Origin of the sequence: Paracidovorax anthurii, assembly GCF_003269065.1 — a bacterium.
GTDB classification, from domain to species: domain Bacteria; phylum Pseudomonadota; class Gammaproteobacteria; order Burkholderiales; family Burkholderiaceae_C; genus Paracidovorax; species Paracidovorax anthurii.
The window spans coordinates 33,109-54,720 of the sequence record NZ_QLTA01000005.1; the positions used below are offsets into that span (position 1 = coordinate 33,109).

Sequence of the window (21,612 nt, forward strand, 5' to 3'; positions counted from 1 at the left end):
TTTAGATCGCATGCCCGCCGCGCTGTCGCGCAGGCGACGGTCGGGGCGTTCGACGAGTTCCGCGCCATCCGCATGTGCGATCCCGGTGCGCCATGCGGGTGCGCGCTTGGTGCCACAATGCCGTGCCGCTCCACGGCTTCAGCAGCTTCCCTCTCCCCCGCGACAGCGCGCCCTGCCTTGGGTGCCGCGTGCCGCGCCGATGCCTCCGCCATGATCATCACCAGCCTGCTCGACACCGATCTGTACAAGTTCACCATGATGCAGGTGGTGCTTCACCAGTTTCCGGGGGCGCAGGTGGAGTACCGGTTCCGGTGCCGCAATCCGGGCGTGCAGCTCGCGCCCTTCGCGGCCGAGATCCGCGACGAGATCCGTTCGCTGTGCGGCCTGCAGTTCCAGGATGCCGAGCTGCTGTACCTGCGATCGCTGCGCTTCATCAAGAGCGATTTCGTCGATTTCCTGGGGATGTTCCGGCTCAACGAGAAATACATCACGGTCACGCCGCTGCCCTCCGGCGAGATCGACATCCGCATCGCCGGGCCGTGGCTGCACACCATCCTGTTCGAGATCCCGGTGCTGGCCATCGTCAACGAGGTCTATTTCCGCAACACGCAGAGGGTGCCGGATTTCCCCGAGGGCCGCCGCCGCCTGGAAACCAAGATCGGGCAGTTGCAGGGCGAGGGCCTGGGCGAGCTCAAGATCGCCGACTACGGCACGCGCCGCCGCTTCAGCCGCGCATGGCACGAGGAGGTGCTGCGCGTGCTGGTGGGGCGCCTGGGCGCCGGCGAGCGCCGCCCGGACGGCCGCGTGGGACCGGGCCAGTTCGCGGGCACGAGCAATGTGCTGTATGCGATGAAGCTCGGCCTCATCCCGCTCGGCACCATGGCCCACGAGTACCTGCAGGCCTGCCAGGCGCTGGGCCCGCGGCTGCGCGACAGCCAGATCTACGGCTTCGAGATGTGGGCGCGCGAGTACCGGGGCGACCTGGGTATCGCGCTGTCGGACGTGTACGGCATGAGCGCGTTCCTGCGCGACTTCGACCTGTACTTCTGCAAGCTCTTCGACGGCGCGCGGCACGACAGCGGCGACCCCTTCGCCTGGGGCGAGCGCCTGCTGGAGCACTACCGCCGCAACCGCGTCGATCCGCTCACCAAGACGCTGATCTTCAGCGACGCGCTCACGGTGCCGCGCACCATCGAGCTGTTCCGCCAGTTCCATGGCCGCTGCCAGCTGGCCTTCGGCATCGGCACGAACCTCACGAACGACCTGGGCTGCGAGCCGCTGCAGATCGTCATCAAGATGACCCGCTGCAACGGCCAGCCCGTGGCCAAGCTGTCGGACACGCCCGGCAAGGGCATGTGCGACGACGAGAAGTACCTGGCCTACCTGCGCCAGGTGTTCGACGTTCCCGCCGCGGCATGACGCGGGGCGCGTGGCGGCCGTCCCGCCCCAGGCCTTGCCCCGGTGGCCGAGCCGCGGCCGCATCCGCTTTCCTCTGACCTCGCCAACATTCCAGGAGACCCGACCATGACCCAGCCCCGCATCCTCGTCGCCCGCGCGATCTTCCCCGACGTGGTGGACCGGCTCGCGCAGCACTTCGACGTGGAGGCGAATCCGGACGACGCGATCTGGACGCCCGCCGAGCTGGCCGAGCGCCTGGCCGACAAGGACGGCGCGCTCACCACCGGCAGCCAGCGCATCGACGCGCCCCTGATCGCCGCGTGCCCGCGCCTGCGCATCGTGGCCAACATGGCCGTGGGCTACAACAACTTCGACGTGGACGCGCTCACGGCGGCCGGCGTGCAGGCCACCAACACGCCCGACGTGCTGACCGAGACCACGGCCGACTTCGGCTTCGCGCTGCTCATGGCCACGGCCCGCCGCGTGACCGAGAGCGAGATCTACCTGCGCGAGGGCCGTTGGAACAAGTGGAGCTACGACATGTTCGCGGGCTCCGACGTGCATGGCTCCACGCTGGGCATCCTGGGCATGGGCCGCATCGGCCAGGGCATCGCGCGGCGCGGCGCGCACGGCTTCGGCATGAACGTGGTCTACCACAACCGCTCGCGCCTCTCGCCCGAGCTGGAGGCCGAATGCAAGGCCCGCTACGTCGGCAAGGAAGAGCTGCTGCGCACCGCCGACCACCTCGTGCTGGTGCTGCCCTACAGCCCGCAGTCGCACCACGCGATCGGCGAGGCCGAGCTGGCGCAGATGAAGCCCACGGCCAACCTGATCAACATCGCGCGCGGCGGCATCGTGGACGACGCGGCCCTGGCCCGCGCGCTGCGCGAGCGCCGCATTGCCGCGGCGGGGCTGGACGTGTTCGAGGGCGAGCCCCAGGTGCACCCCGATCTGCTCACGGTGCCCAACGTGGTGCTCACGCCCCACATCGCCAGCGCCACCGTGCCCACCCGGCGCGCCATGGCGAACCTCGCGGCCGACAATCTGATCGCGTTCTTCGGGGGGCGCGGCCCGCTCACGCCGGTGAACGCGCCGGCGCCGCGCTGAGGTGCTGGCAGGCGGCGTTGGGGTGCCCCGGGGCTTCCCGGGGGAGTTTATGAAGCCATTCAGCCTCCATGTCGCCGGAATTGCTCAATAGTTCGCTATCAAAATAGTAGTAAAGGTTCCATGCCCTTCGAAACGCTGGCCATCCTCGCGATGCTCGTGATCATTGCCGCCCTGCTGGCCGTGCTGCTCCTGCGCGGCTCCCGGGCGGAGCTGCCCGCGGAATGGGGCGTGCGCCTGCAGCGCCTGGAGGCGATGGCGCAGGCCACCCAGCTCGCCGTGGCGAAGAACGACGGCGCGCTGGGCGGCATGGCGCAGCAGCTGCGCGGGTTCACGCAGGCCACGCAGGGGCTGTTCGAGGGCCAGCGCGCGGCGGTGGACGAGCGGCTCGCGCAGGCCGTGCAGGACGCGCGGGGCGGCCGCGCCGAGCTGCGCGAGGCCTTCGACGCCTTCGAGGCCAAGCTCGCCCAGCGGCTCGCCCAGGCCCAGGCCGACGCGGCGGTGGCGCGGCGCGAGCTGGGCGAGGCGCTGGGCGCCTTCCGGGCCGAGCTCGCGCAGACCTCGGAATCGCTGCGCGGCACGCTGCACGAGCGGCTCTCGGCCATCCAGGCGGACAACGCCGCCAAGCTGGAGGACATGCGCCGCACCGTGGACGAGAAGCTGCACGCCACGCTGGAGCAGCGGTTGGGCGAGTCGTTCAAGCTCGTGAGCGACCGGCTGGAGCAGGTGCACAAGGGCCTGGGCGAAATGCAGACGCTGGCCGGCAGCGTGGGCGACCTCAAGCGCGTGATGACCAACGTGAAGACGCGCGGCACCTGGGGCGAAATGCAGCTGGGCGCCATCATCGAGAACGTGCTCGCCCCCGACCAGTTCGCGCGCAACGTCAAGGCCGTGCCGGGCAGCGACGAGCTGGTGGAGTTCGCCATCCGCCTGCCGGGGCGCGGCCACGAGGAGCCCGTGTGGCTGCCCATCGATTCGAAGTTCCCGGTCGAGTCGTACCAGCGCCTGCTCGACGCCCACGACGCGGCCGACCGGGCGGCCGTGCAGGCGGCCGGCAATGCGCTGGAGGCGGCCATCCGGCTGGAGGCGCGCAAGATCTTCGCCAAATACGTTTCGCCGCCGCACACCACCGATTTCGCGGTGCTGTACCTGCCCACCGAGGGGCTGTTCGCCGAGGTGATCCGCCGGCCGGGCCTGGTGGAGGCGCTGCAGAACGACTGCCGCGTGATGGTCGCGGGCCCGGCCAACCTCGCGGCGATGCTCAGCAGCCTGCAGATGGGCTTCAAGACGCTGGCGATCGAGAAGCGCTCGTCCGAGGTGTGGGGGCTGCTCGGCGCGGTGAAGACCGAGTTCGCCAAGTTCGGCGACGTGGTGGATGCCACGCGCAAGTCCATCGATGCGGCGGCGAAGCGCTTCGACGAGGTGGGCGTGCGCACGCGCGCCATCCAGCGCCGGCTGCGCGACGTGCAGGATCTGCCCGCGCCGCAGGCCGAGGGCCTCGGCGGCCCGCAGACCGCCGCCGGCGAGGAGTGAGCCCGGAATGGACACCGCCCTCGCGCGCCTGATCACCGGACAGATCTGCATCCATGCCAGCATGACCGGCATGCGGCTGGCGGCGCCCCTGCTGGCGCTGCGTGAGGGCTACAGCCCCGCCGCCGTCGGGGTGCTGCTGGCGCTCTTCGCGCTCACGCAGGTGTTCCTCGCCTTGCCCGCCGGGCGCTACGCGGACCGGCACGGCCTCAAGCGGCCCGTGGGGTGGGCCGTGGCGGTCGCGTGCGTGGGCGCGGGCGGGGCCGTGCTGTGGCCGGCCTTTCCCGTGCTGTGCCTGGCCGCGCTCATGACCGGCGGCGCCTCCGGCGCGGCGATGATCGCGCTGCAGCGCCACGTGGGCCGCGCGGCGCACGATTCCACGCAGCTGCGGCGCGTGTTCAGCTGGCTGGCCATCGGCCCGGCCGTGTCGAATTTCATAGGGCCTTTTTTCGCCGGCCTGCTGATCGACCACGCGGGCCCCGCGCCGGGCAGCACCGAGGGCTACCGCGCCGCCTTCGCGCTCACGGCGCTGCTGCCCGTGGCGACGTGGTTCTGGGTGCGCGCCACGGTGGAGCTGCCCCCCGTGATCGCCGCCGAGGGCGGGGCGCGCCAGCGCTCGTGGGACCTGCTGGCCGATGCGGGCTTCCGGCGGCTGCTGCTGGTGAACTGGCTGCTGTCGTCCTGCTGGGACGTGCACACCTTCGTGGTGCCGCTGCTCGGGCACGAGCGGGGGCTCTCCGCCTCGGTGATCGGCACCATCCTGGGCGCGTTCGCCATCGCGGCGGCGGCCATCCGCGTGCTGATGCCCATCGTGGCTGCGCACCTCAAGGAGTCGGTGGTGGTGATGTGGGCGATGGTGGCCGCGGCCGCGCTGTTCGCGGTCTATCCGCTGCTGCCCACGGCCTGGGCCCTGGGCGCCTGCTCGGTGCTGCTGGGTTTCGCGCTCGGATCGGTGCAGCCCATGATCATGAGCATGCTGCACCAGATCACGCCGCACCACCGCCACGGCGAGGCGTTGGGCCTGCGGCTCATGGCCATCAACGCGTCGAGCGTGGCGATGCCCGTGCTGTTCGGCTCGGCAGGGGCGCTGATCGGCGTGGCGGGGCTGTTCTGGGTGGTGGGCGGCGTCGTGGGGCTGGGGGTGCGGTCGGCGCGGCGGCTGGGGGAGCCGGGCTGAATCGCGCAGGGGGCGCCCGGAGCGTTCACACCATCTCAGTGATCCATAGCGCTGCGTGTCACCCGCGATGCATGAAACCGGCGCCGCGCCTCTGGTCCGAAGGCCGCGGAGCAGGCCATGCCAGCGGACGCCGTAGGGCGGGCTTGGCCAGGCCACCGGCGTCGTCCCCCTTCCGAGAGAAGGGGGAAGGCGCGCAGCGCCACAGGGGGTTGTGGCTTCATTTCAGGCTGGGTCTTGCGGAGCCGGTCGGTCCGCGGGGCGCAGCGCCACCGAGTTGGGCCGTGACGAAAGCACCGGGGGATCGGCGTTGATCAGGGCCAGGATGTTGCGCACGAGCTGCGCCGAGTCTCCGTTCGCGGCCGCTACCGCGGCCGCGACATCCGGGTGCGCGGTGTCGGCGCGCAGATCGAGCAGATGGTCGATCACCTGGTGCGTGCGGTTGCCGACTTCCGCCGACATGTCGTCGGGATCATCGGGATCGGGTTCGCCGAAAGTCACGACGTGATTGATGGCCTGGCTGAGCAGCTCGGCATCGACCTGTGGCGGGCGGCTCGCGGGCACGGCGGCTTCGGCCGCCTCCGGCGTCTGCATCGAGGGGCGCAGGCCCTCTGCACCCTGGCGTATCAAATCCGCGGCCTGCGTGGCCAGCAGGAGCGAAAACCCCACGCCCGCCAGCGGCACGTCGGATGCCGGGGCCGTTCCATCGTTGTGCTGCAGTTGGACCAGGGCCTGCGCGGCGCCGGCGGCCATCATGCCCATCCCTGCCACCCCCATCGTCTTGAGGGGGTTCGCCATCATCGCGTGGCCGGCTGCCGCGCCCATGCGGGCCCCGGTGTGCGCCATCCGGGCTCCGCTGTTGACCACGGTCTGGGCGGTCAGTTGCAGCGTGTCGAGGGCGATGCGCATCCGTGTCGGTTGGGCGTCCTGGGGGCCGACCGGCCGGCGGGCTGCGGCGGGCAGGCCCTCGGGCGCGGCGTGCCGTGCGCTGGAGCGCGGGCGCGCGGTGGACGGGCCGGCTTCGGCGCGGCCGGACGAAGCGGCGCGGGTGCCCGGGGCCGAAGCACTGGTATTGATGTGGGGCATGGGGCTCTCCGGTGGAAATGGCCGTGCCCATTCTTCGCAGTCTGTGCCGGAGCCCGGGCCGCGTGAGAGAAGCCGTTACCGGGCGGGCGAAACGGCCCGGGGCGCCCCTCCGGTGGGCGTTCTCACAGTTTGTAGAACGCCCGGATGTAGTCCCACGCTTCCTGCGGGTCGTCGGTGTAGTGGAAGAGGTCCAGGTCTTCCGGCGAGATGGTGCCTTGCTCCACCAGCGCGTCGAAGCTGACGACCTTCTTCCAGAAGTCGGTGCCGAAGAGCACGATGGGCACCGGCTTGGCCTTGCCGGTCTGCACCAGCGTGAGCACTTCGAACAGCTCGTCCAGCGTGCCGAAGCCGCCGGGGAAGGCGACGAGGGCCTTGGCGCGCATCATGAAGTGCATCTTGCGCAGCGCGAAGTAGTGGAACTTGAAGCACAGCGACGGCGAGATGTAGCGGTTGCCGCTTTGTTCGTGCGGCAGCGCGATGTTCAGGCCCACGTTGAGCGCGCCCGCCTCGTGTGCGCCGCGGTTGGCGGCTTCCATGATGCCGGGGCCGCCGCCGGTGCAGATGTAGATGCGCTCCGAGGGCTGTTTCTGCTCGCTGTAGTCGGCCACGATGCGCGCGAAGCGGCGCGCGAGGTCGTAGTAGCCGGCGTTGCGCACGGCGAGCCTGCCCCGCGCGATGCGGGCCGCATCGCCGCTGGCCTCGGCCAGTTGCCGGGCCGCGTCCTCGGGCGCGAGGAAGCGCGCGCTGCCATAGACGACCACGGTGTGCTCGATGCCCTGCGCGGCCTGGCCGAGGTCGGGCTTGAGCATTTCGAGCTGGAAGCGGATGCCGCGGGTTTCGCGGCGCAGCATGAATTCGGGGTCCGCGAAGGCGAGCCGGTAGGCGTCGGCGTGCAGCGGGTTGCCGTTGACGGCATGGTTCTGGAGTTCGGCCCAGGCATTGGCCAGGCGGCTGTCGTTGAGTTCGGTATTGGATTCCATGGATTGAGATGGTGCAGGGTAAAAATGGCGCCGCCGTGGCAGGGCCTCAGGGCGGGGGAATGCGGTGCGCGGCCATGTTCAGCGGGCCATCCACCAGAGCGCCGTGCGCATGCCGGCCCAGGTGAGCGCGAGGGAGCCGCCCAGGTGCAGCAGGACCGTGGAGAGCGCGAGCCCGAAGCGCTGCTGCATGAGCATGGTGACCACCTCGCCCGAGAAGCTGGAGAAGGTGGTCAGGGTGCCGAGGAAGCCCGTGATGACCAGCAGCCGCCAGGCCGGGTCGATGTCGGGCCGGCTGGTGAACACCGCCAGGGCGATGCCGATGCAGTAGCCGCCGATGAGGTTGACGGCCAGCGTGCCCCAGGGCAGGAGCCCGCCGGGATTGAGCCAGAGCGCGAAGCCCCAGCGCAGCAGGGCGCCCACGCAGGCGGCCAGGCAGATGACGGCGATGTTCAGCAGCATTCCCTGGAGTATGTCAGGACACGGGCCCGGCGCGCGAGCGGGGGGCCTCGGTTCAGCGCGCCGGGGCGGGCGTGGACTTGCGGTAGGCGGCGATGATGGCCTCGCCGTCCGGGCCGGCCTTCTTGAGCCAGTCGGCCAGCATGGTGTCGCCCATCTGCCGCAGGTCGGCGGTGAGCCGGGCGGGGGGCAGGAGGATCTTCATGCCCTTGTCGGCCAAGGCCTTCTTGTACCAGTCGTCCTTCTCGGCGCTCAGCTGCCAGCCGCGCGCCTCGGCATCGGCCGCGGCCTTGAGCAGGGCGTCCTGCGCGGGCCGGTCGAGCGCGTCGAAGGCCTTGCGGCTGACGATGACGGCGTTCTTGGGCAGGAAGGCCTGGGTGTCGTAGTAGTACCGGATGCTTTCGTAGATGCGGCTGTCGTAGCCCGTGGAGCCCGAGGACATCATCGAATCGACCGCGCCGCTGGCCATGGCCTGCGCCAGCTCGGCCGCCTGGATGGTGACGGGCTGGGCGCCGATCAGCTCCGCGAGCCGGGCCGTGGCGGGGCTGTAGGCGCGCCAGGGGGTGCCGCGCAGGTCGGCCGCCGAGTTGATCTCCTTCCTGGAGAAGATGCCCTGCGGCGGCCAGGCCACGGCGTAGAGCAGCCGCAGGCCCTGCGCGCCCAGCAGCTTTTCGAGCACGGGCCGCTGCGCGTCGTAGAGACGCCGGGAGTCGGCGTACGAGGTGGCGAGGAACGGAATGCCATCGACGCCGAACACGGGGTTCTCGTTCTCGAAATGGGGCAGCAGGATCTCGCCCGCCGGTGCCTGGCCGCCCTGCACGGCGCGCTTGATCTCGTTGGCCTTGAAGAGCGATGCGTTGGCATGCACCGTGATCCTGAGCCGGCCGCCGGTAGCGGCCTCGACCTCGCGCGTGAACTGCGCGAGGTTCTCGGTGTGGAAGTTCGTGGCCGGGTAGGCGGTCGCGAGGTCCCAGCGGGCCTGCGCGAGGGCGGAGGACAGCGGCAGGCCGCCCGAGAGTGCCAGGGTCAGGGCCAGGATCGAGGCTGCTCTACGCTTCATCGTGACGCTCCGGGGGTTGGCGGGACAACAGGGACAGCCGATGCCGTGCGATGGTGCATGGAATGTACGCGCGGTGCAGGGGGTACGCCCAGCGGGGCGACCCGGATGCAGGATGGTGCCCCGCGCTCCGGAATGCGCGTTTGCATGTCCCGTGCCAAGCCGTCTGCCCGGCGGTGCATCAGGGCCGCGCGGGCGCGCCGGGCGTTCCCCGCTGCGCCACGATGTCCCGCCAGGCCCGGGCGGCGGCCAGCACGGCCGCGCACTGGGCCGTGTGAGCGAAGCGGAAGGCCTCGCCGTCCACCGTCTCGTCGGGGAATTCGGTGATGAGCGTCACGGGCGCGCCGCGCGGCACTTCCGACTGCGTGCAGGCCATGCCGTGGATCACCTCGAAAGGCAGGGCGCCGGCATGCCGCTCGTAGAGGGCCATCTGGCGCGCGTTGTACTCCGGCAGGCCGGGCACGCCGCGCAGTTCGGCGGCCACACGTTCGAGCAGCGCGCGGCCCTGCGCTTCCCAGCCTGCGTGGTAGCGCAGGATCAGGAAGAAGCCCTTGGGAATGGTCCAGAGGCCGAAGCCGCGCGGCACATAGCCCGTGAGCGGCCGGGTCCATTCGTGGGCGGGGTAGCCGTGCAGGTTGACGTGCAGCTGCGCGCCCGAGAGGGCGAGCGCCTGCTCGCGCGCCTCGCGCTCGTACAGCGGCGCCTGCTCGCGGTATTCGACGTCGTCGCCCAGGGCCGTGTAGCGCGCGGCATGGTGCATGTGGCGCGGGTGGTGGGCGCCGAGCTCGCGGTGCAGGGCGTAGCCGTCGGGGTTCTCCAGCGGCAGCAGCGCGAAGTGGGCGCCCGGCTCGGCGGCCAGGGCCTGCGCCGCGCGCAGCGCGCCCACCACGCCGGAGGTCTCGTTGGCGTGCTGGCCGCCGCTCACGAACACGGGCGTGCCCGGGCCGGGGTGGTAGAGGCCCCACACCTCGCGCCCCTGGCGCGAGCGCGCGCCGAAGCGCTGGCCGCCCAGGCGCTCCAGCTCGCGGGCGATGCGCTGCGGCGGCGGGGCCTGCTCCAGGGCGTCCAGCGGCTGATCGGCGGTGGTGTCGGCCCAGGCGAGGGCGTCCTGCCGGGCGACGTCGAACGGGCGCATCGCCATCTGCACGCGCGGCGGGGTGCCGGGCGCGGCGGGGCGCACGTCCGGCACCAGTTGCCCGGGCTGCAGGCGCCGGTCGCCCGGCGGCCGGCCGGAATGCCGCTGGAAGAATTCGAGCAGCCCGAAGTAGAAGTCTTCGTGCAGGGCCTCGAAGGTGCTGATGCATTCGTGCGCGACGTCCAGCGGCAACTCGAAGCCCGGCAGGTCCACGCGCAGCTCCAGCCGCTCGAAATAGGGCTCCTGCCGGGGCCAGGGATGCGCCTGCACGGCCTGCATCGCGCGCCAGAAGAGCTGCTCGAACTCGGTCTCCTGCGCCGCGTCCAGCAGGTCGCCCGCGCCCGGCGCGCGGCCCGCGCGCAGCCAGCCCGTGGGCGAGAGCTGGGGCGTGCCCAGCACGTCGGGCCGCACCTGGTTGGGCGCGAAGACGCGGTGGCTCTGGCGGCCGCCGCCTGCGAAATCCAGCGTCACCTCGTAATGCAGGCCCTCGCCGCCGGGCTCGAAGGCGAGTTCGCAGCCCGGCAGCATCGCCGCCAGCGGATACGCCTCCAGCAGGAAGCGCTGCGCGCCGGCGCCGGGGTGCACCGGGTAGCGCACCGTCGCGGCCGTGGGGCACGCTCCGTGCGCGCAGGCGGGCAGGTCTTCGAGGAACCAGTGCACCAGCGGCTTGTAGGCGCTGCGCAGGCGCGCGTGCACGCCGGCATCGGCCAGCCGCTGCTGTGCCGCGCGGCGCTCGGTCGGGCCCTCGAAGAGCCAGCCTTCGACATGGGCGCCCTTCCAGGCGGGCTGCGAGAAGCGCGCGACCCACTCGTCCAGGGTGCGGGGCACCGTGGTGTCGAGCAGGAGGGCGTTCGGGGGCGAGTCGGGTGCAGGCATGGGACGGGAGCGGGAAGGCGGCGGAACGGGCGGGGCCCGGGCGAGGGCGCGGAGGGAAAGTCCGCAGGCCCCCATTATTGGGAGTTATGGGCGCGGGATGCGCCCTGTGCCCGGCGTACCGTGGAATCCGGCATGCGAGCGCGCTGGCCCGTGCGGACCGGGCGGCGTGTGGCGGGCCCGCCGGCCGGGCCCTGGAGGCATCGGCCGTCCGGATTCAGCCCGGAATGCCTCCATATCGCCGAATTTGCTGAATAGTTTGCTATCTATTTGGTAGCAATTGGCGGCGCGGGCGGAAGCGGCCGCTCGCCGCGCTCAGGAGTCGCGCCCGGGCGTTTCGTCCGTGAGGCGGCTGAGGCTCGGCGGCACGTTCCGGCCCGCGCGCCGGTCGCGGAAGAGGGCCGCGCGCATCAGGAAGATATTGGTCACGGGCACCGTCACGGCCACGAACAGCGCGATCAGCACCGGGTGCAGCGCGAGGCCCCGGCCCGACACCGAGAAGTAGATCAGCGTGCCGTGCATGATGCACCAGCAGCCCATGGTGGCGATGATCGAGGGCGCGTGCACGCGCTCGAAATACGTCTTGAGGCGCAGCAGGCCCAGCGAGCCCAGCAGCGCGATGGCGGCGCCCGCCAGCACCAGCACGCCCACGGCGATCTCGGCCCACAGCGGCAGCGGCGCGCCGGTCATTCGATCACCTCGCCGCGCAGCAGGAACTTGGCCATGGCGGTGGAGCTGGCGAAGCCCAGCAGCGCGATCAGCAGCGCGGCCTCGAAGTAGTGGCTGCTGCCCTGGTGGATGCCCAGCACCAGCATGGCCAGCATGCCGCTCTGGTACATGCAGTCGAGCGCCAGCACGCGGTCCTGCGCGGAGGGGCCCTTGAGCATGCGCAACAGGGCGCACACGATGGCCAGCGCCAGCATGGCCAGGGCGAGGGGCAGGGCCCAGGAGAGCACGGGGCTGGTCGTCATGATTCGAAGATCTCCATCAGGGGGCGCTCGTAGCGCTGCTTGACCTGGTCGATCACGTCCTGGGGGTTGTCCAGCTCCAGCACGTGCAGCATCAGCACGGAGCGGTCCAGCGACAGCTCGGCCCAGGAGGTGCCGGGCGTGATGCACACGATCACGGCCAGCACGGCGAGGCCGTTGGCGTCGCGCAGGTCCAGCGGGATCTGCACGAAGCCCGAGGGGTGCCGGCGCCGCGACGGGAACGCCAGGAAGCGCACCACGCTCAGGTTGGAGACGGTGGTGTCCACCACCACCGACAGGGCCAGCCGCAGCACCGTGCCCGGGCGCCTAACGCGCACCGGCAGCGGGCGCAGGCCGCGCGTGAGCAGCGGGATGCACACGCCCACCAGCGCCGCGAGGATGAGCTGCCCCGCGCCGAGCGACTGGTTGAGCAGCAGCCACATGCCCGCCAGGGCCACCGACAGCAGCGGCGCGGGGAAAAGACGCTTCATCATGGCGCGGCCTCCTTCTTCGCGGCGGCGCCCTCGGCGGCCGCGGCCTCGGCCATGTCGGCGACCCGGCGCGTGCCCGCGCCGGCGCCCACGGCCTCGGGGGTTGCGGGGCCGGGCAGCGGGCGGGCCGACATGACCGCCTGGATGTAGCCGCCCGGGGCGTGCAGCGCATGGGCCGTGGCCTGGGTGAAGTCCATCACCGGGCCGGCCTTCAGCGTGAGGCCGACGCAGCCGGCCAGCAGCAGCGCGATGGGCACGCCTTCGAGCACGCGCAACTGCGGCGGCGGGCGGTCGTGCGTGGTCCAGAAGTGCCGCATGCCGGTGCGCGTGAGCGCCAGCAGGGCCAGCAGGCCGGTGGCGATCAGCAGGGCGAACAAGGCCCACCCGGCCTTGCCCGCCGCGGGCCCCGTCTGGGCCAGCCCCAGCGGATTGAGCAGGGCCGTGAGCATCGCGAACTTGCCCACGAAGCCCGAGAGCGGCGGCAGCCCCGCGATCACCAGCGTGCACAGCAGGAAGGCCAGGCCCAGGAACGCCGCCGCCGCGGGAATGACGCGGCCCACCAGCACCATCTCGTGCTCGTCGAGGTTCAGCCGCTCGGCGGGCACGAGTTCGGAGGTGAGGAAGGGCGCGTCGTCGTCCAGCTCGTACGGCGCGAGCGTGGCGCCGTCGTTGCGCCAGCGGTCGATCAGGTCGGCCAGCAGGAAGAGGGCGGCGACGGCGAGCGTCGAGCTGGGCAGGTAGTAGAGCAGGCCCGCCGTGAGCAGGTTCTGCCCGAAGCCCGAGGCCGCCAGCAGCGTGCCCGAGGAGAGCACCGCCGCGTAGCCCGCCAGCGTGCCGATGCGCTGCGAGCCCAGCATGCCGACCGCGCCGAAGGCCATGGTGAGCATCCCGCCGCCGATCAGCCAGAGGCTGCCGAAGTGCGCCGATGCCCCGGCCTCGGCGCCGAACATGAGCGTCCACAGCCGCAGGATGGTGTAGATGCCCACCTTGGTCATGAGCGCGAAGAGCGCGCCGGCCGGGGCGCTCGCAGCCCGGTAGGCCGGCACCAGCCAGAAGTTGAGCGGCCACACCGCCGCCTTGATCAGGAAGGCCGTGGCCAGGATGCCCGCCGCCGTGTGCAGCAGGCCCCGGTCGGCCTCGGCCACCAGCGGGATGGTCTGGGCGAGGTCGGCCATGTTCAGCGTGCCGGTGATGCCGTAGAGCATCGACACGCCGATGAGAAACAGCGACGAGGCCGCGAGGTTGATCGCGATGTAGTGCAGCCCCGCGTGCACGCGCACCCGCCCCGAGCCGTGCAGCAGCAGCCCGTAGGAGGCCGCCAGCATGATCTCGAAGAACACGAACAGGTTGAACAGGTCGGCCGTGAGGAAGGCGCCCGCCAGCCCCATGAGCTGGAACTGGAAGAGCGGGTGGAAATGCACCCCCGCGCGGTGCCAGCGCGCTGCCGCGAACACGATGGCGCACAGCGCCACGCTGCTCGTGAGCACCAGCATGAGGGCCGAGAGCCGGTCCAGCGCCAGCACGATGCCGAACGGCGCGGGCCAGTTGCCCGGCAGGTAGACGCCCAGGGTGGCCGGCTGGCCGCTCCGGTGCGTCCAGTACAGCAGCGCCAGCGCCGCGACCAGGCCCAGCAGCGTGGAGAGCATGTTCATGCCCAGCTTGAGCCGCTGGCGCTCCTCGCGCAGCAGCAGCATCAGCGCCGCGGTGAGCATCGGCAGCATGATGGGCACCAGCATGAGGTGCGGCATCAGCGCCTGGATCGCCTGCGAGAGCGGGGCCTGGAACAGGGCGTGGGACAGGGCGCTCATCGGCCGGCCTCGCGATGGCGGTGTCGGTGGGCTGCGCGCAGGCCGGTCATGGCATCTCCTGCACGTCGCGCGAGCTCGATCCGTCCACGTGGTCGGTGCCCGACATCCCGCGCGAGGCCAGCAGCACCACGAGGAAGAGGGCGGTCATCGCGAAGCCGATCACGATGGCCGTGAGCACCAGCGCCTGCGGCATGGGGTCGGCGTAGTGCTGCAGATCCTGCGGAACGCCCTCGACCAGCACCGGCTCCTTGCCCACGGCAAGGCCCAGGCGGCCCATGCTGAAGATGAACAGGTTCACCGCATAGGACAGCAGCGCCAGCCCCATGATGACCTGGTAGGTCCGTGGGCGCAGCACCAGCCACACGCCCGAGCCGGCGAGCACGCCGATCGCGACGGCGAGAACGATTTCCATCAGCGGGTTCCTCCGGGGGCGGCGGGTTCGTGGGGCGGCGCGTCGGCCGCGGCCTGGGCTTCGTGCTCTTCCTCGGCCAGCCGCGCGTGGTAGCGGTGGCCGCGCACCGACTGGTGGGCGATGGCCGTGAGCATCAGCAGCGTCGCGCCCACCACCAGCGAGAACACGCCGATGTCGAAGAACAGCGCGCTCGCCACGTGCACGTCGCCCACCACCGGCAGGTGCAGGTGGGCCGTGTGGCTGGTCAGGAACGGATAGCCGAAGGCGAGCGCGCCCAGCCCCGTGCCCAGCGCGAACAGCAGCCCGGTGGCGATCCAGCGGCGCGGGTAGAGCGCCAGGTGCGCCTCCACCCACTGCGTGCCCGAGATGATGTACTGCAGCAGCAGGCCCACCGACAGCACCAGCCCCGCCACGAAGCCGCCGCCGGGCTGGTTGTGCCCCCGCATGAACATGTGGAAGGACACCAGCACCGCGAAGGGCAGCAGCAGGCGCACCAGCACGGCGGGCACCATCAGGTAGCCCACGGCGGTGTCGGCGGCGTTGCGCGGATTGAGCAGGTCGGTCTGCAGGTCGGCCGGCATGTTGCGCTGCTGCTCGGGCAGGTCCATGGTCTCGCGCGCCGGGCGGAAGCGCCGCAGCAGCGCATAGACCGTCAGGGCCACGATGCCCAGCACCACGATCTCGCCGAAGGTATCGAAGCCGCGGAAGTCCACCAGCATCACGTTCACGACGTTGGTGCCGCCGCCCTGGGTCAGCGCGCGCTCCAGGAAGAAGGTGGAGGTGCTCTCCGGGAAGGGGCGGCTCATCATCACGAAGGCCAGCCATGCCATGCCCCCGCCCGCCAGCAGGGCGATCAGCAGGTCGCGCGCGCGGCGCAGGCGCGGCAGCCCCACCGGCGGCGCCATGGCGCGCAGGCGCTCGTCGCGCCGCGGCAGCCAGCGCAGGCCCAGCAGCACCAGCACGGTGGTCACGATCTCCACCACGATCTGCGTGAGCGCGAGGTCGGGCGCCGAGAACCACAGGAAGGTGATGCAGGTGCACAGCCCCGCGCCGCCCAGCAGCGTGAGCGCCGCGAGCCGGTGGTACTTGGCCTGCCACGCCGCCGCGACGGCGCACGCCGAGCCCACCGCCCAGAGCAGCACGAACGCCGGCGACAGCGGCAGCGTGCCCCGGTCGCCCAGCTGCAGGCCGCGCATCCAGAGCGGCAGCGTGCCGGCCACCAGCGCCGCGCACACCAGCCACAGCATCTGCCACTGCAGGCGCGGCGTGCCCAGCATGCGCCGGCCGCGGTAGCCGGCCAGCGTGAGCCAGGTCAGCAGCACCTCGAAGATGCGGCGCCCGCTCACGCGGTAGATGAGCGGCGCGGCATCGATGCGCCCCGCCTCGCGCTGCCGGCGCAGCAGCAGGTAGAGCGCCGTGCCGCCGGCCAGCGCGATCAGGCTCATCACGAAGGGCGTGTTGAACCCGTGCCAGATGGCCAGGCTGAACTCCGGCAGCGTGCCGCCCACCACGGGCAGCGCGGCGGCGTCCAGGTAGCGGCCCACCGACCATGCGGGCAGCACGCCCACCACCAGGCAGGCCAGCACCAGCAGCTCGACCGGCACGCGCATCCAGTGCGGGGGCTCGTGCGGCTCGCGGGGAAGGTCGTCCGCGCGCGGGCCCCAGAACACGTCCACCGTGAAGCGCAGGGAATACGCCACGCTGAACACGCCCGCCAGCGTGGCCGCCACGGGCAGCCCGGCCGCGACGAAGGGCGAGGCCTGGAGGAAGACGGTCTCCGCGAAGAACATCTCCTTGGACAGGAAGCCGTTGAGCAGCGGCACGCCGGCCATTGCGGCGCTGGCCACCATCGCGAGCGTGGACGTGACGGGCATCATCCTGCGCAGGCCCGAGAGGCGCCGGATGTCGCGCGTGCCGCTTTCATGGTCCACGATGCCCGCCGCCATGAAGAGCGAGGCCTTGAACGTGGCGTGGTTCATGATGTGGAACACCGCCGCCACGGCCGCCAGCGGGCTGTTGAGGCCCAGCAGCAGCGTGATGAGGCCCAGGTGGGAGATGGTCGAATACGCCAGCAGCCCCTTCAGGTCGTGCTGGAACATGGCCGCGTACCCGCCGATCAGCAGCGTGCACACGCCGGCGCCGCCCACGATCCAGAACCACGGCTCGGTGCCGCCCAGCACCGGCCACATCCGCGCCAGCAGGAAGACGCCGGCCTTCACCATCGTGGCCGAGTGCAGGTAGGCCGACACGGGCGTGGGCGCCGCCATGGCGTTGGGCAGCCAGAAATGGAAGGGGAACTGCGCGCTCTTCGTGAGCGCGCCCAGCAGGATCAGCACCAGCGCCACGGGGTAGAGCGCATGGGCGCGCACCAGCTCGCCCGCCGCCAGCACGTGGTCCAGCTCGTAGCTGCCCACGATGTGCCCGAGCACCAGCACGCCGGCCAGCAGGCACAGCCCCCCGGTGCCGGTCACCGTGAGCGCCATGCGCGCGCCGCTGCGCGCATCCTTGCGGTGGTGCCAGTAGCCGATCAGCAGGAACGAGAACAGGCTGGTCAGCTCCCAGAAGAACACCAGCTGGATCAGGTTGCCCGACAGCACCACGCCGGTCATGGCGCCCATGAACGCCAGGAAGAACGAGAAGAAGCGCGGCACCGGGTCGGCGGCCGACATGTAGTAGCGCGCGTAGAGCACCACCAGCGAGCCGATGCCCAGCACCAGCATGCTGAACATCCAGGCGAAGCCGTCCATGCGCACGACGAGGTTCAGCCCCAGCGCGGGCAGCCACGCGATCTCCTGCCGCACCACCCCGCCCGCCATCACGTCGGGGAAGTACAGCGCCGCCTGCACCGCGCAGAACAGCGCGACCGCACCGGCCAGCGTGGACTCGGTGTTGCGCGCGTTCGTCGGCAGCACGGCCGCCAGCAGGCTGCCGATGAAGGGCAGGAGGACGAGGAGGATCAGGGGCATGTGCGGACCATTCTACGGGGAAGGTCCGCGCAATCCGCTATGAAAACCCGAGCAAACTCCGGTGTATCGGCGCCGTGCGCCGGGTCGCCAGACGGGGTGTTTTCAGCGGGCGGGAGCGTCGGCGGGCGGTGGAGGAAGCGCGGTGCCGTTGACCGTGAGCCCTTCATGGGAGAGCTTCGCTGCCGTCTGGCGGCCCAGGCCCGGAACCCGGGCCACGAGATCCGGCCAGTCCGCGAAGGGCGCACGTGCCCGTGCCTCCAGGATGCGCCGGGACATCGCCGGGCCGATGCCCTTGATGCCGTCCAGTTCGGCGACGGACGCGGTGTTCACGTCGGTCGCCGCCCAGGCGGCCTGCGCTGCCGGCAGGAGCACGGCGAGGGCGAGCCAGCGGATGCGGTCGATGGGCATGCGTGTCCTCCTGCGGCCGCGCCGGCCCCGGTTCAGAGTTCCTCGACGCGCCGCGCCGGGTAGCTGTCCCAGCTCTGGCAGCCGGGGCATTGCCAGAAATGCTGCCGCGCCTCGAAGCCGCAGGCCGCGCAGCGATAGCGCGTGAGCGGCTTGGCCGCCTGGTCCAGCGCCCGCTGCACCTGCGGGTGGAACTCCTCGTGCTCCAGCTTTTCCTGGGCCAGCCATTTGGCGGCCGCCACCAGCGAAGGCTCCTTGTCGAGGTGGCGCGCGTACCAGTCGCGCGGTGCGCGGCCGGGCTCGCCCGAGGCCGTGTCCATCGCCACGATGGCATCGAGCACGTCGAGCGACGGCGCGCGGGCGTAGTGGTCCTGCAGCAGCTGGTACACCTCCGCGCGCCGGCCCGTCGCGCCCGCCAGCTCGATGAGCAGCGGCGCCGCGAGCGGTAGCGAGCCGGGGGCCTGCTGCGCCAGCTCCCGCATCGTGGCCAGGGCGACTTCCGCCTGTCCCCGGCGGTGCTGCAGGCGCGCCAGCTCGATGCGCGGGCGGGGCGCATGGGGCGCCGTGGCGACGGCCTCATTGAGCTGGGCCTGCGCGGCCTCCTGCTCGCCCTGGGCGGCGCGCGCGAGCGCCTGCTCGCACAGGTAGTGCGCCTGCCGCGTGCTGAAGTCGCCCTGGTGCGACCCGTGCATCTTGCGCGCGATGGCGGTGGCCTGGGGCCAGTCGCGCGAGCGCTCGTAGATCGCCAGCAGCGCCATGCGGGCCTGGGTCTCGAAGGGGGTGCCCTCCAGCCGCTGCAGGGCATCCTCCGCGCGGTCCAGCAGGCCGGCCTTGAGGAAATCGAGCGCCAGCGCATGCTGCGCGCGCTCGCGGTCCGAACGGCTCAGGTCGCCCCGCGACAGAAGGTGCTCATGGACGCGGACCGCCCGGTTGTATTCGCCGCGGCGGCGGAACAGGTTGCCCAGGGCGAAGTGCAGCTCCGACGTGTCGGGGTCGTTCTGCACGGCCTCGATGAACGCATCGATGGCCTGGTCCTGCTGCTCGTTGAGCAGGTAGTTCAGCCCCTTGAAATACGCCTTGGGGGCCCGCCGGTTCTCTTCGCGCAATTGCCGCAGGTCGAACCGGGAGGCGAGCCAGCCCAGCACGAAGGCCAGGGGCAGCCCCAGCAGGAGCCAACTCAGATCAAATTCCATGGAGGGGGGGCTGTTGCTGCAGATCGACGGTCGGGGCGGGGGGCGCGGCGGGCGAGGGCGCCGCCGTGGCGGCCGGCGCTGCCGGCAGCGCGGCTTCCGCGCGGCGCGCGGCGCGCAGGTGCTTCCACCAGCGCGGCACCATGCCCAGCACGCCGACCGCCACGCCGAGCGTGAACGCGGCCAGCACGACCAGCACGAGCGGTGCGCGCCATTGCGTGCCGAAGAAGAAATGCACCGTCGCGTCCTGCTGGTTGTTCAGCGCGAAGGCGAAGAGGGTAAAAAAAATGGCTGCCTTGAGCAGCCACAGGAAGTATTTCATGCGTCTCCCCAGTGGGTGGGGCGATTCTACGGGCAGGCCCGTGGCACAAAGCCCTGGGGCGGGCGGGTGTCCGTGGGTGATCCTGGGGTGCGGCGCGCTACGGCTTCTCGGGAGCCTCGTCGGCCTTCGTGCCACCGATGCCCAATTCGGCCGAGCGCCGGTCCACGGCCTCGCGCAGCGCCTTGCCGGGCTTGAAGTGCGGCACGCGCTTCTCGGGAATGTGCACCGCCTCGCCGCTGCGCGGGTTGCGTCCCATGCGCGGAGGCCTGCGGTTGACCGAGAAGCTGCCGAACCCCCGGATCTCGATGCGGTGTCCCCGCACCAGGGCATCGCTCACGGCATCCAGGATGGTCTTGACGGCGGCTTCGGCATCGCGCTGGGTGAGCTGGCCGAAACGGGCGGCCAATTCTTCGACGAGGTCTGATCGGGTCATGGGATGCGGTGCGTGGATCGTGGGAATTCGCGCTTGTAAAAAAGCGGCGGGCGCACAAGGCGCCCGCCGCTCGCGGCCACGCGGGTGCGTGGTCCTCCATTGCCTTGCGGGCGGCTGGGTCCGATTATTTGTCGGAGTTGTTGTCCAGCTTGGCGCGCAGCAGGGCGCCCAGGCTCGTCGTGCCGGCGCTTTCGCGGGCCGATTGCTGCGACAGGGAAGCCATGGCTTCCTGCTGGTCGGCGGCGTCCTTGGCCTTGATCGACAGCTGGATGTTGCGGGTCTTGCGATCCACGTTCACCACCACGGCCGTCACTTCGTCGCCTTCCTTCAGCACGTTGCGGGCATCTTCCACGCGGTCGCGGGAGATTTCCGAGGCGCGCAGGTAGCCCACGATGTCTTCGCCCAGGTCGATCTCGGCGCCACGGGCGTCCACGGTCTTGACCTTGCCGGTCACCGTCTGACCCTTGTCGTTCACCGTCACGAAGGTGGTGAACGGGTCGCCGTCGAGCTGCTTGATGCCCAGGGAGATGCGCTCGCGGTCCACGTCCACGGCCAGCACGATGGCTTCGACTTCCTGGCCCTTCTTGTAGTTGCGGACAGCGGCTTCGCCGGCTTCGTTCCACGACAGGTCGGACAGGTGCACCAGGCCGTCGATGCCGGCGGCCAGACCCACGAACACGCCGAAGTCGGTGATCGACTTGATCGGGCCCTTCACGCGGTCGCCGCGCTTGGTGTTCTGTGCGAACTCTTGCCACGGGTTGGCCTTGCACTGCTTCATGCCCAGGCTGATGCGGCGCTTGTCTTCGTCGATCTCGAGGACCATGACTTCGACTTCGTCACCCAGCGACACGAGCTTGGAAGGAGCGATGTTCTTGTTGGTCCAGTCCATTTCGGACACGTGGACCAGGCCTTCGATGCCGGGTTCGAGTTCGACGAATGCGCCGTAGTCGGCGATGTTCGTGACCTTGCCGAACAGGCGCGTACCCGAGGGGTAGCGGCGCGACACGCCCAGCCAGGGGTCGTCGCCCATCTGCTTGAGACCCAGCGAGACACGGTTCTTCTCGGTGTCGAACTTGAGGATCTTGGCCGTGATTTCCTGGCCGGCGGTGACCACCTCGGAGGGGTGGCGGACACGGCGCCATGCCATGTCGGTGATGTGCAGCAGGCCGTCGATGCCGCCCAGGTCCACGAACGCACCGTATTCGGTGATGTTCTTGACCACGCCCTGCACGATGGAGCCTTCCTTCAGGGTTTCCATCAGCTTGGCGCGCTCTTCGCCCATGGAGGCTTCCACCACGGCGCGGCGGCTCAGCACCACGTTGTTGCGCTTGCGGTCGAGCTTGATGACCTTGAATTCCATGGTCTTGTTCTCGTACGGCGTCAGATCCTTGATCGGACGCGTATCGATCAGCGAACCGGGCAGGAAGGCGCGGATGCCGTTGACCAGGACCGTGAGGCCGCCCTTGACCTTGCCGCTGGTCGTGCCGGTGACGAATTCGCCGGATTCCAGGGCCTTTTCCAGCGCGAGCCACGAGGCCAGGCGCTTGGCGGTGTCACGCGACAGGATGGTGTCGCCGTAACCGTTTTCGATCGAGCCGATGGCCACGGAGACGAAATCGCCCACCTGGACTTCGACTTCGCCCTTGTCGTTCTTGAACTCTTCCAGGGGCACGTAGGCTTCGGACTTGAGGCCGGCGTTCACCACGACGAAGTTGTGCTCGACGCGCACGACTTCAGCGGTGATGACTTCGCCTGGGCGCATTTCGGTGCGCGTCAACGACTCTTCAAAAAGGGCGGCAAAAGATTCAGACATGTATTTCCTAG

General features: G+C 70.8%; 20 protein-coding genes. 4 read left to right on the forward strand and 16 right to left on the reverse strand.

Going from position 1 to position 21,612, the window contains the following annotated elements; genetic code table 11:
- Window positions 1–210: 210 nt before the first annotated feature.
- From pncB to AX018_RS04095, 4 genes are all read left to right on the forward strand, one after another.
- Window positions 211–1,419 (forward strand): nicotinate phosphoribosyltransferase, encoded by a 1,209-nt coding sequence (gene pncB / locus AX018_RS04080; protein ID WP_111876119.1) that lies wholly within the window; start codon window positions 211–213, stop codon window positions 1,417–1,419.
- A 105-nt stretch (window positions 1,420–1,524) separates the two neighbouring features.
- The gene (locus tag AX018_RS04085) at window positions 1,525–2,505 is read left to right on the forward strand and encodes a 2-hydroxyacid dehydrogenase (protein WP_111876039.1); all 981 of its coding nucleotides are present in this window, start codon (window positions 1,525–1,527) and stop codon (window positions 2,503–2,505) included.
- Window positions 2,506–2,625: 120 nt separating this feature from the next.
- A complete protein-coding gene (locus AX018_RS04090; protein WP_111876040.1) occupies window positions 2,626–4,035 on the forward strand; it encodes a DNA recombination protein RmuC in 1,410 nt (469 codons plus the stop codon).
- 7 nt (window positions 4,036–4,042) lie between these two features.
- Window positions 4,043–5,209, forward strand: a complete 1,167-nt coding sequence (locus tag AX018_RS04095) for an MFS transporter (RefSeq protein WP_111876041.1) — start codon at window positions 4,043–4,045, stop codon at window positions 5,207–5,209.
- A 222-nt stretch (window positions 5,210–5,431) separates the two neighbouring features.
- On the opposite strand, the gene AX018_RS25605 is transcribed toward AX018_RS04095, so the two are convergent.
- From AX018_RS25605 to rpsA, 16 genes are all read right to left on the reverse strand, one after another.
- Window positions 5,432–6,292: a hypothetical protein gene (locus tag AX018_RS25605; protein ID WP_245951419.1), complete on the reverse strand. Its 861-nt coding sequence runs from the start codon at window positions 6,290–6,292 to the stop codon at window positions 5,432–5,434.
- Between the two features lie 122 nt (window positions 6,293–6,414).
- A complete protein-coding gene (locus tag AX018_RS04105) occupies window positions 6,415–7,272 on the reverse strand; it encodes an LOG family protein (protein ID WP_111876042.1) in 858 nt (285 codons plus the stop codon).
- A 78-nt stretch (window positions 7,273–7,350) separates the two neighbouring features.
- Window positions 7,351–7,731 (reverse strand): fluoride efflux transporter CrcB, encoded by a 381-nt coding sequence (gene crcB, locus AX018_RS04110; RefSeq protein WP_111876043.1) that lies wholly within the window; start codon window positions 7,729–7,731, stop codon window positions 7,351–7,353.
- A 52-nt stretch (window positions 7,732–7,783) separates the two neighbouring features.
- Complete coding sequence (locus AX018_RS04115) at window positions 7,784–8,788, reverse strand: TRAP transporter substrate-binding protein (RefSeq protein ID WP_111876044.1); 1,005 nt, start codon at window positions 8,786–8,788, stop codon at window positions 7,784–7,786.
- Between the two features lie 178 nt (window positions 8,789–8,966).
- Window positions 8,967–10,796 (reverse strand): M14 family metallopeptidase, encoded by a 1,830-nt coding sequence (locus AX018_RS04120; RefSeq protein ID WP_111876045.1) that lies wholly within the window; start codon window positions 10,794–10,796, stop codon window positions 8,967–8,969.
- Between the two features lie 312 nt (window positions 10,797–11,108).
- Window positions 11,109–11,483, reverse strand: coding sequence for a monovalent cation/H(+) antiporter subunit G (mnhG, locus tag AX018_RS04125; protein WP_111876046.1), 375 nt, complete (start codon window positions 11,481–11,483; stop codon window positions 11,109–11,111).
- A complete protein-coding gene (locus tag AX018_RS04130) occupies window positions 11,480–11,764 on the reverse strand; it encodes a K+/H+ antiporter subunit F (protein ID WP_111876047.1) in 285 nt (94 codons plus the stop codon). Before AX018_RS04130 ends, mnhG begins: the two co-directional genes overlap by 4 nt.
- Window positions 11,761–12,255, reverse strand: coding sequence for a Na+/H+ antiporter subunit E (locus AX018_RS04135; protein ID WP_111876048.1), 495 nt, complete (start codon window positions 12,253–12,255; stop codon window positions 11,761–11,763). Before AX018_RS04135 ends, AX018_RS04130 begins: the two co-directional genes overlap by 4 nt.
- Window positions 12,252–14,060, reverse strand: a complete 1,809-nt coding sequence (locus AX018_RS04140) for a monovalent cation/H+ antiporter subunit D (protein WP_111876049.1) — start codon at window positions 14,058–14,060, stop codon at window positions 12,252–12,254. The genes AX018_RS04135 and AX018_RS04140 overlap by 4 nt, the downstream gene beginning before the upstream one ends.
- Window positions 14,061–14,106: 46 nt before the next feature.
- Complete coding sequence (locus AX018_RS04145) at window positions 14,107–14,472, reverse strand: Na+/H+ antiporter subunit C (protein ID WP_111876050.1); 366 nt, start codon at window positions 14,470–14,472, stop codon at window positions 14,107–14,109.
- Window positions 14,472–17,438, reverse strand: a complete 2,967-nt coding sequence (locus AX018_RS04150; RefSeq protein ID WP_111876051.1) for a monovalent cation/H+ antiporter subunit A — start codon at window positions 17,436–17,438, stop codon at window positions 14,472–14,474. The genes AX018_RS04145 and AX018_RS04150 overlap by 1 nt, the downstream gene beginning before the upstream one ends.
- Window positions 17,439–17,540: 102 nt before the next feature.
- Window positions 17,541–17,846 (reverse strand): ComEA family DNA-binding protein, encoded by a 306-nt coding sequence (locus AX018_RS04155; protein ID WP_111876052.1) that lies wholly within the window; start codon window positions 17,844–17,846, stop codon window positions 17,541–17,543.
- Between the two features lie 32 nt (window positions 17,847–17,878).
- Window positions 17,879–19,036: a lipopolysaccharide assembly protein LapB gene (gene lapB / locus AX018_RS04160; protein ID WP_111876053.1), complete on the reverse strand. Its 1,158-nt coding sequence runs from the start codon at window positions 19,034–19,036 to the stop codon at window positions 17,879–17,881.
- The gene (locus AX018_RS04165; protein ID WP_111876054.1) at window positions 19,026–19,355 is read right to left on the reverse strand and encodes a LapA family protein; all 330 of its coding nucleotides are present in this window, start codon (window positions 19,353–19,355) and stop codon (window positions 19,026–19,028) included. Before AX018_RS04165 ends, lapB begins: the two co-directional genes overlap by 11 nt.
- 97 nt (window positions 19,356–19,452) lie before the next feature.
- The gene (locus AX018_RS04170; protein ID WP_281269532.1) at window positions 19,453–19,806 is read right to left on the reverse strand and encodes an integration host factor subunit beta; all 354 of its coding nucleotides are present in this window, start codon (window positions 19,804–19,806) and stop codon (window positions 19,453–19,455) included.
- 106 nt (window positions 19,807–19,912) lie between these two features.
- Window positions 19,913–21,601, reverse strand: coding sequence for a 30S ribosomal protein S1 (gene rpsA, locus AX018_RS04175; protein ID WP_111876056.1), 1,689 nt, complete (start codon window positions 21,599–21,601; stop codon window positions 19,913–19,915).
- Window positions 21,602–21,612 lie beyond the last annotated feature (11 nt).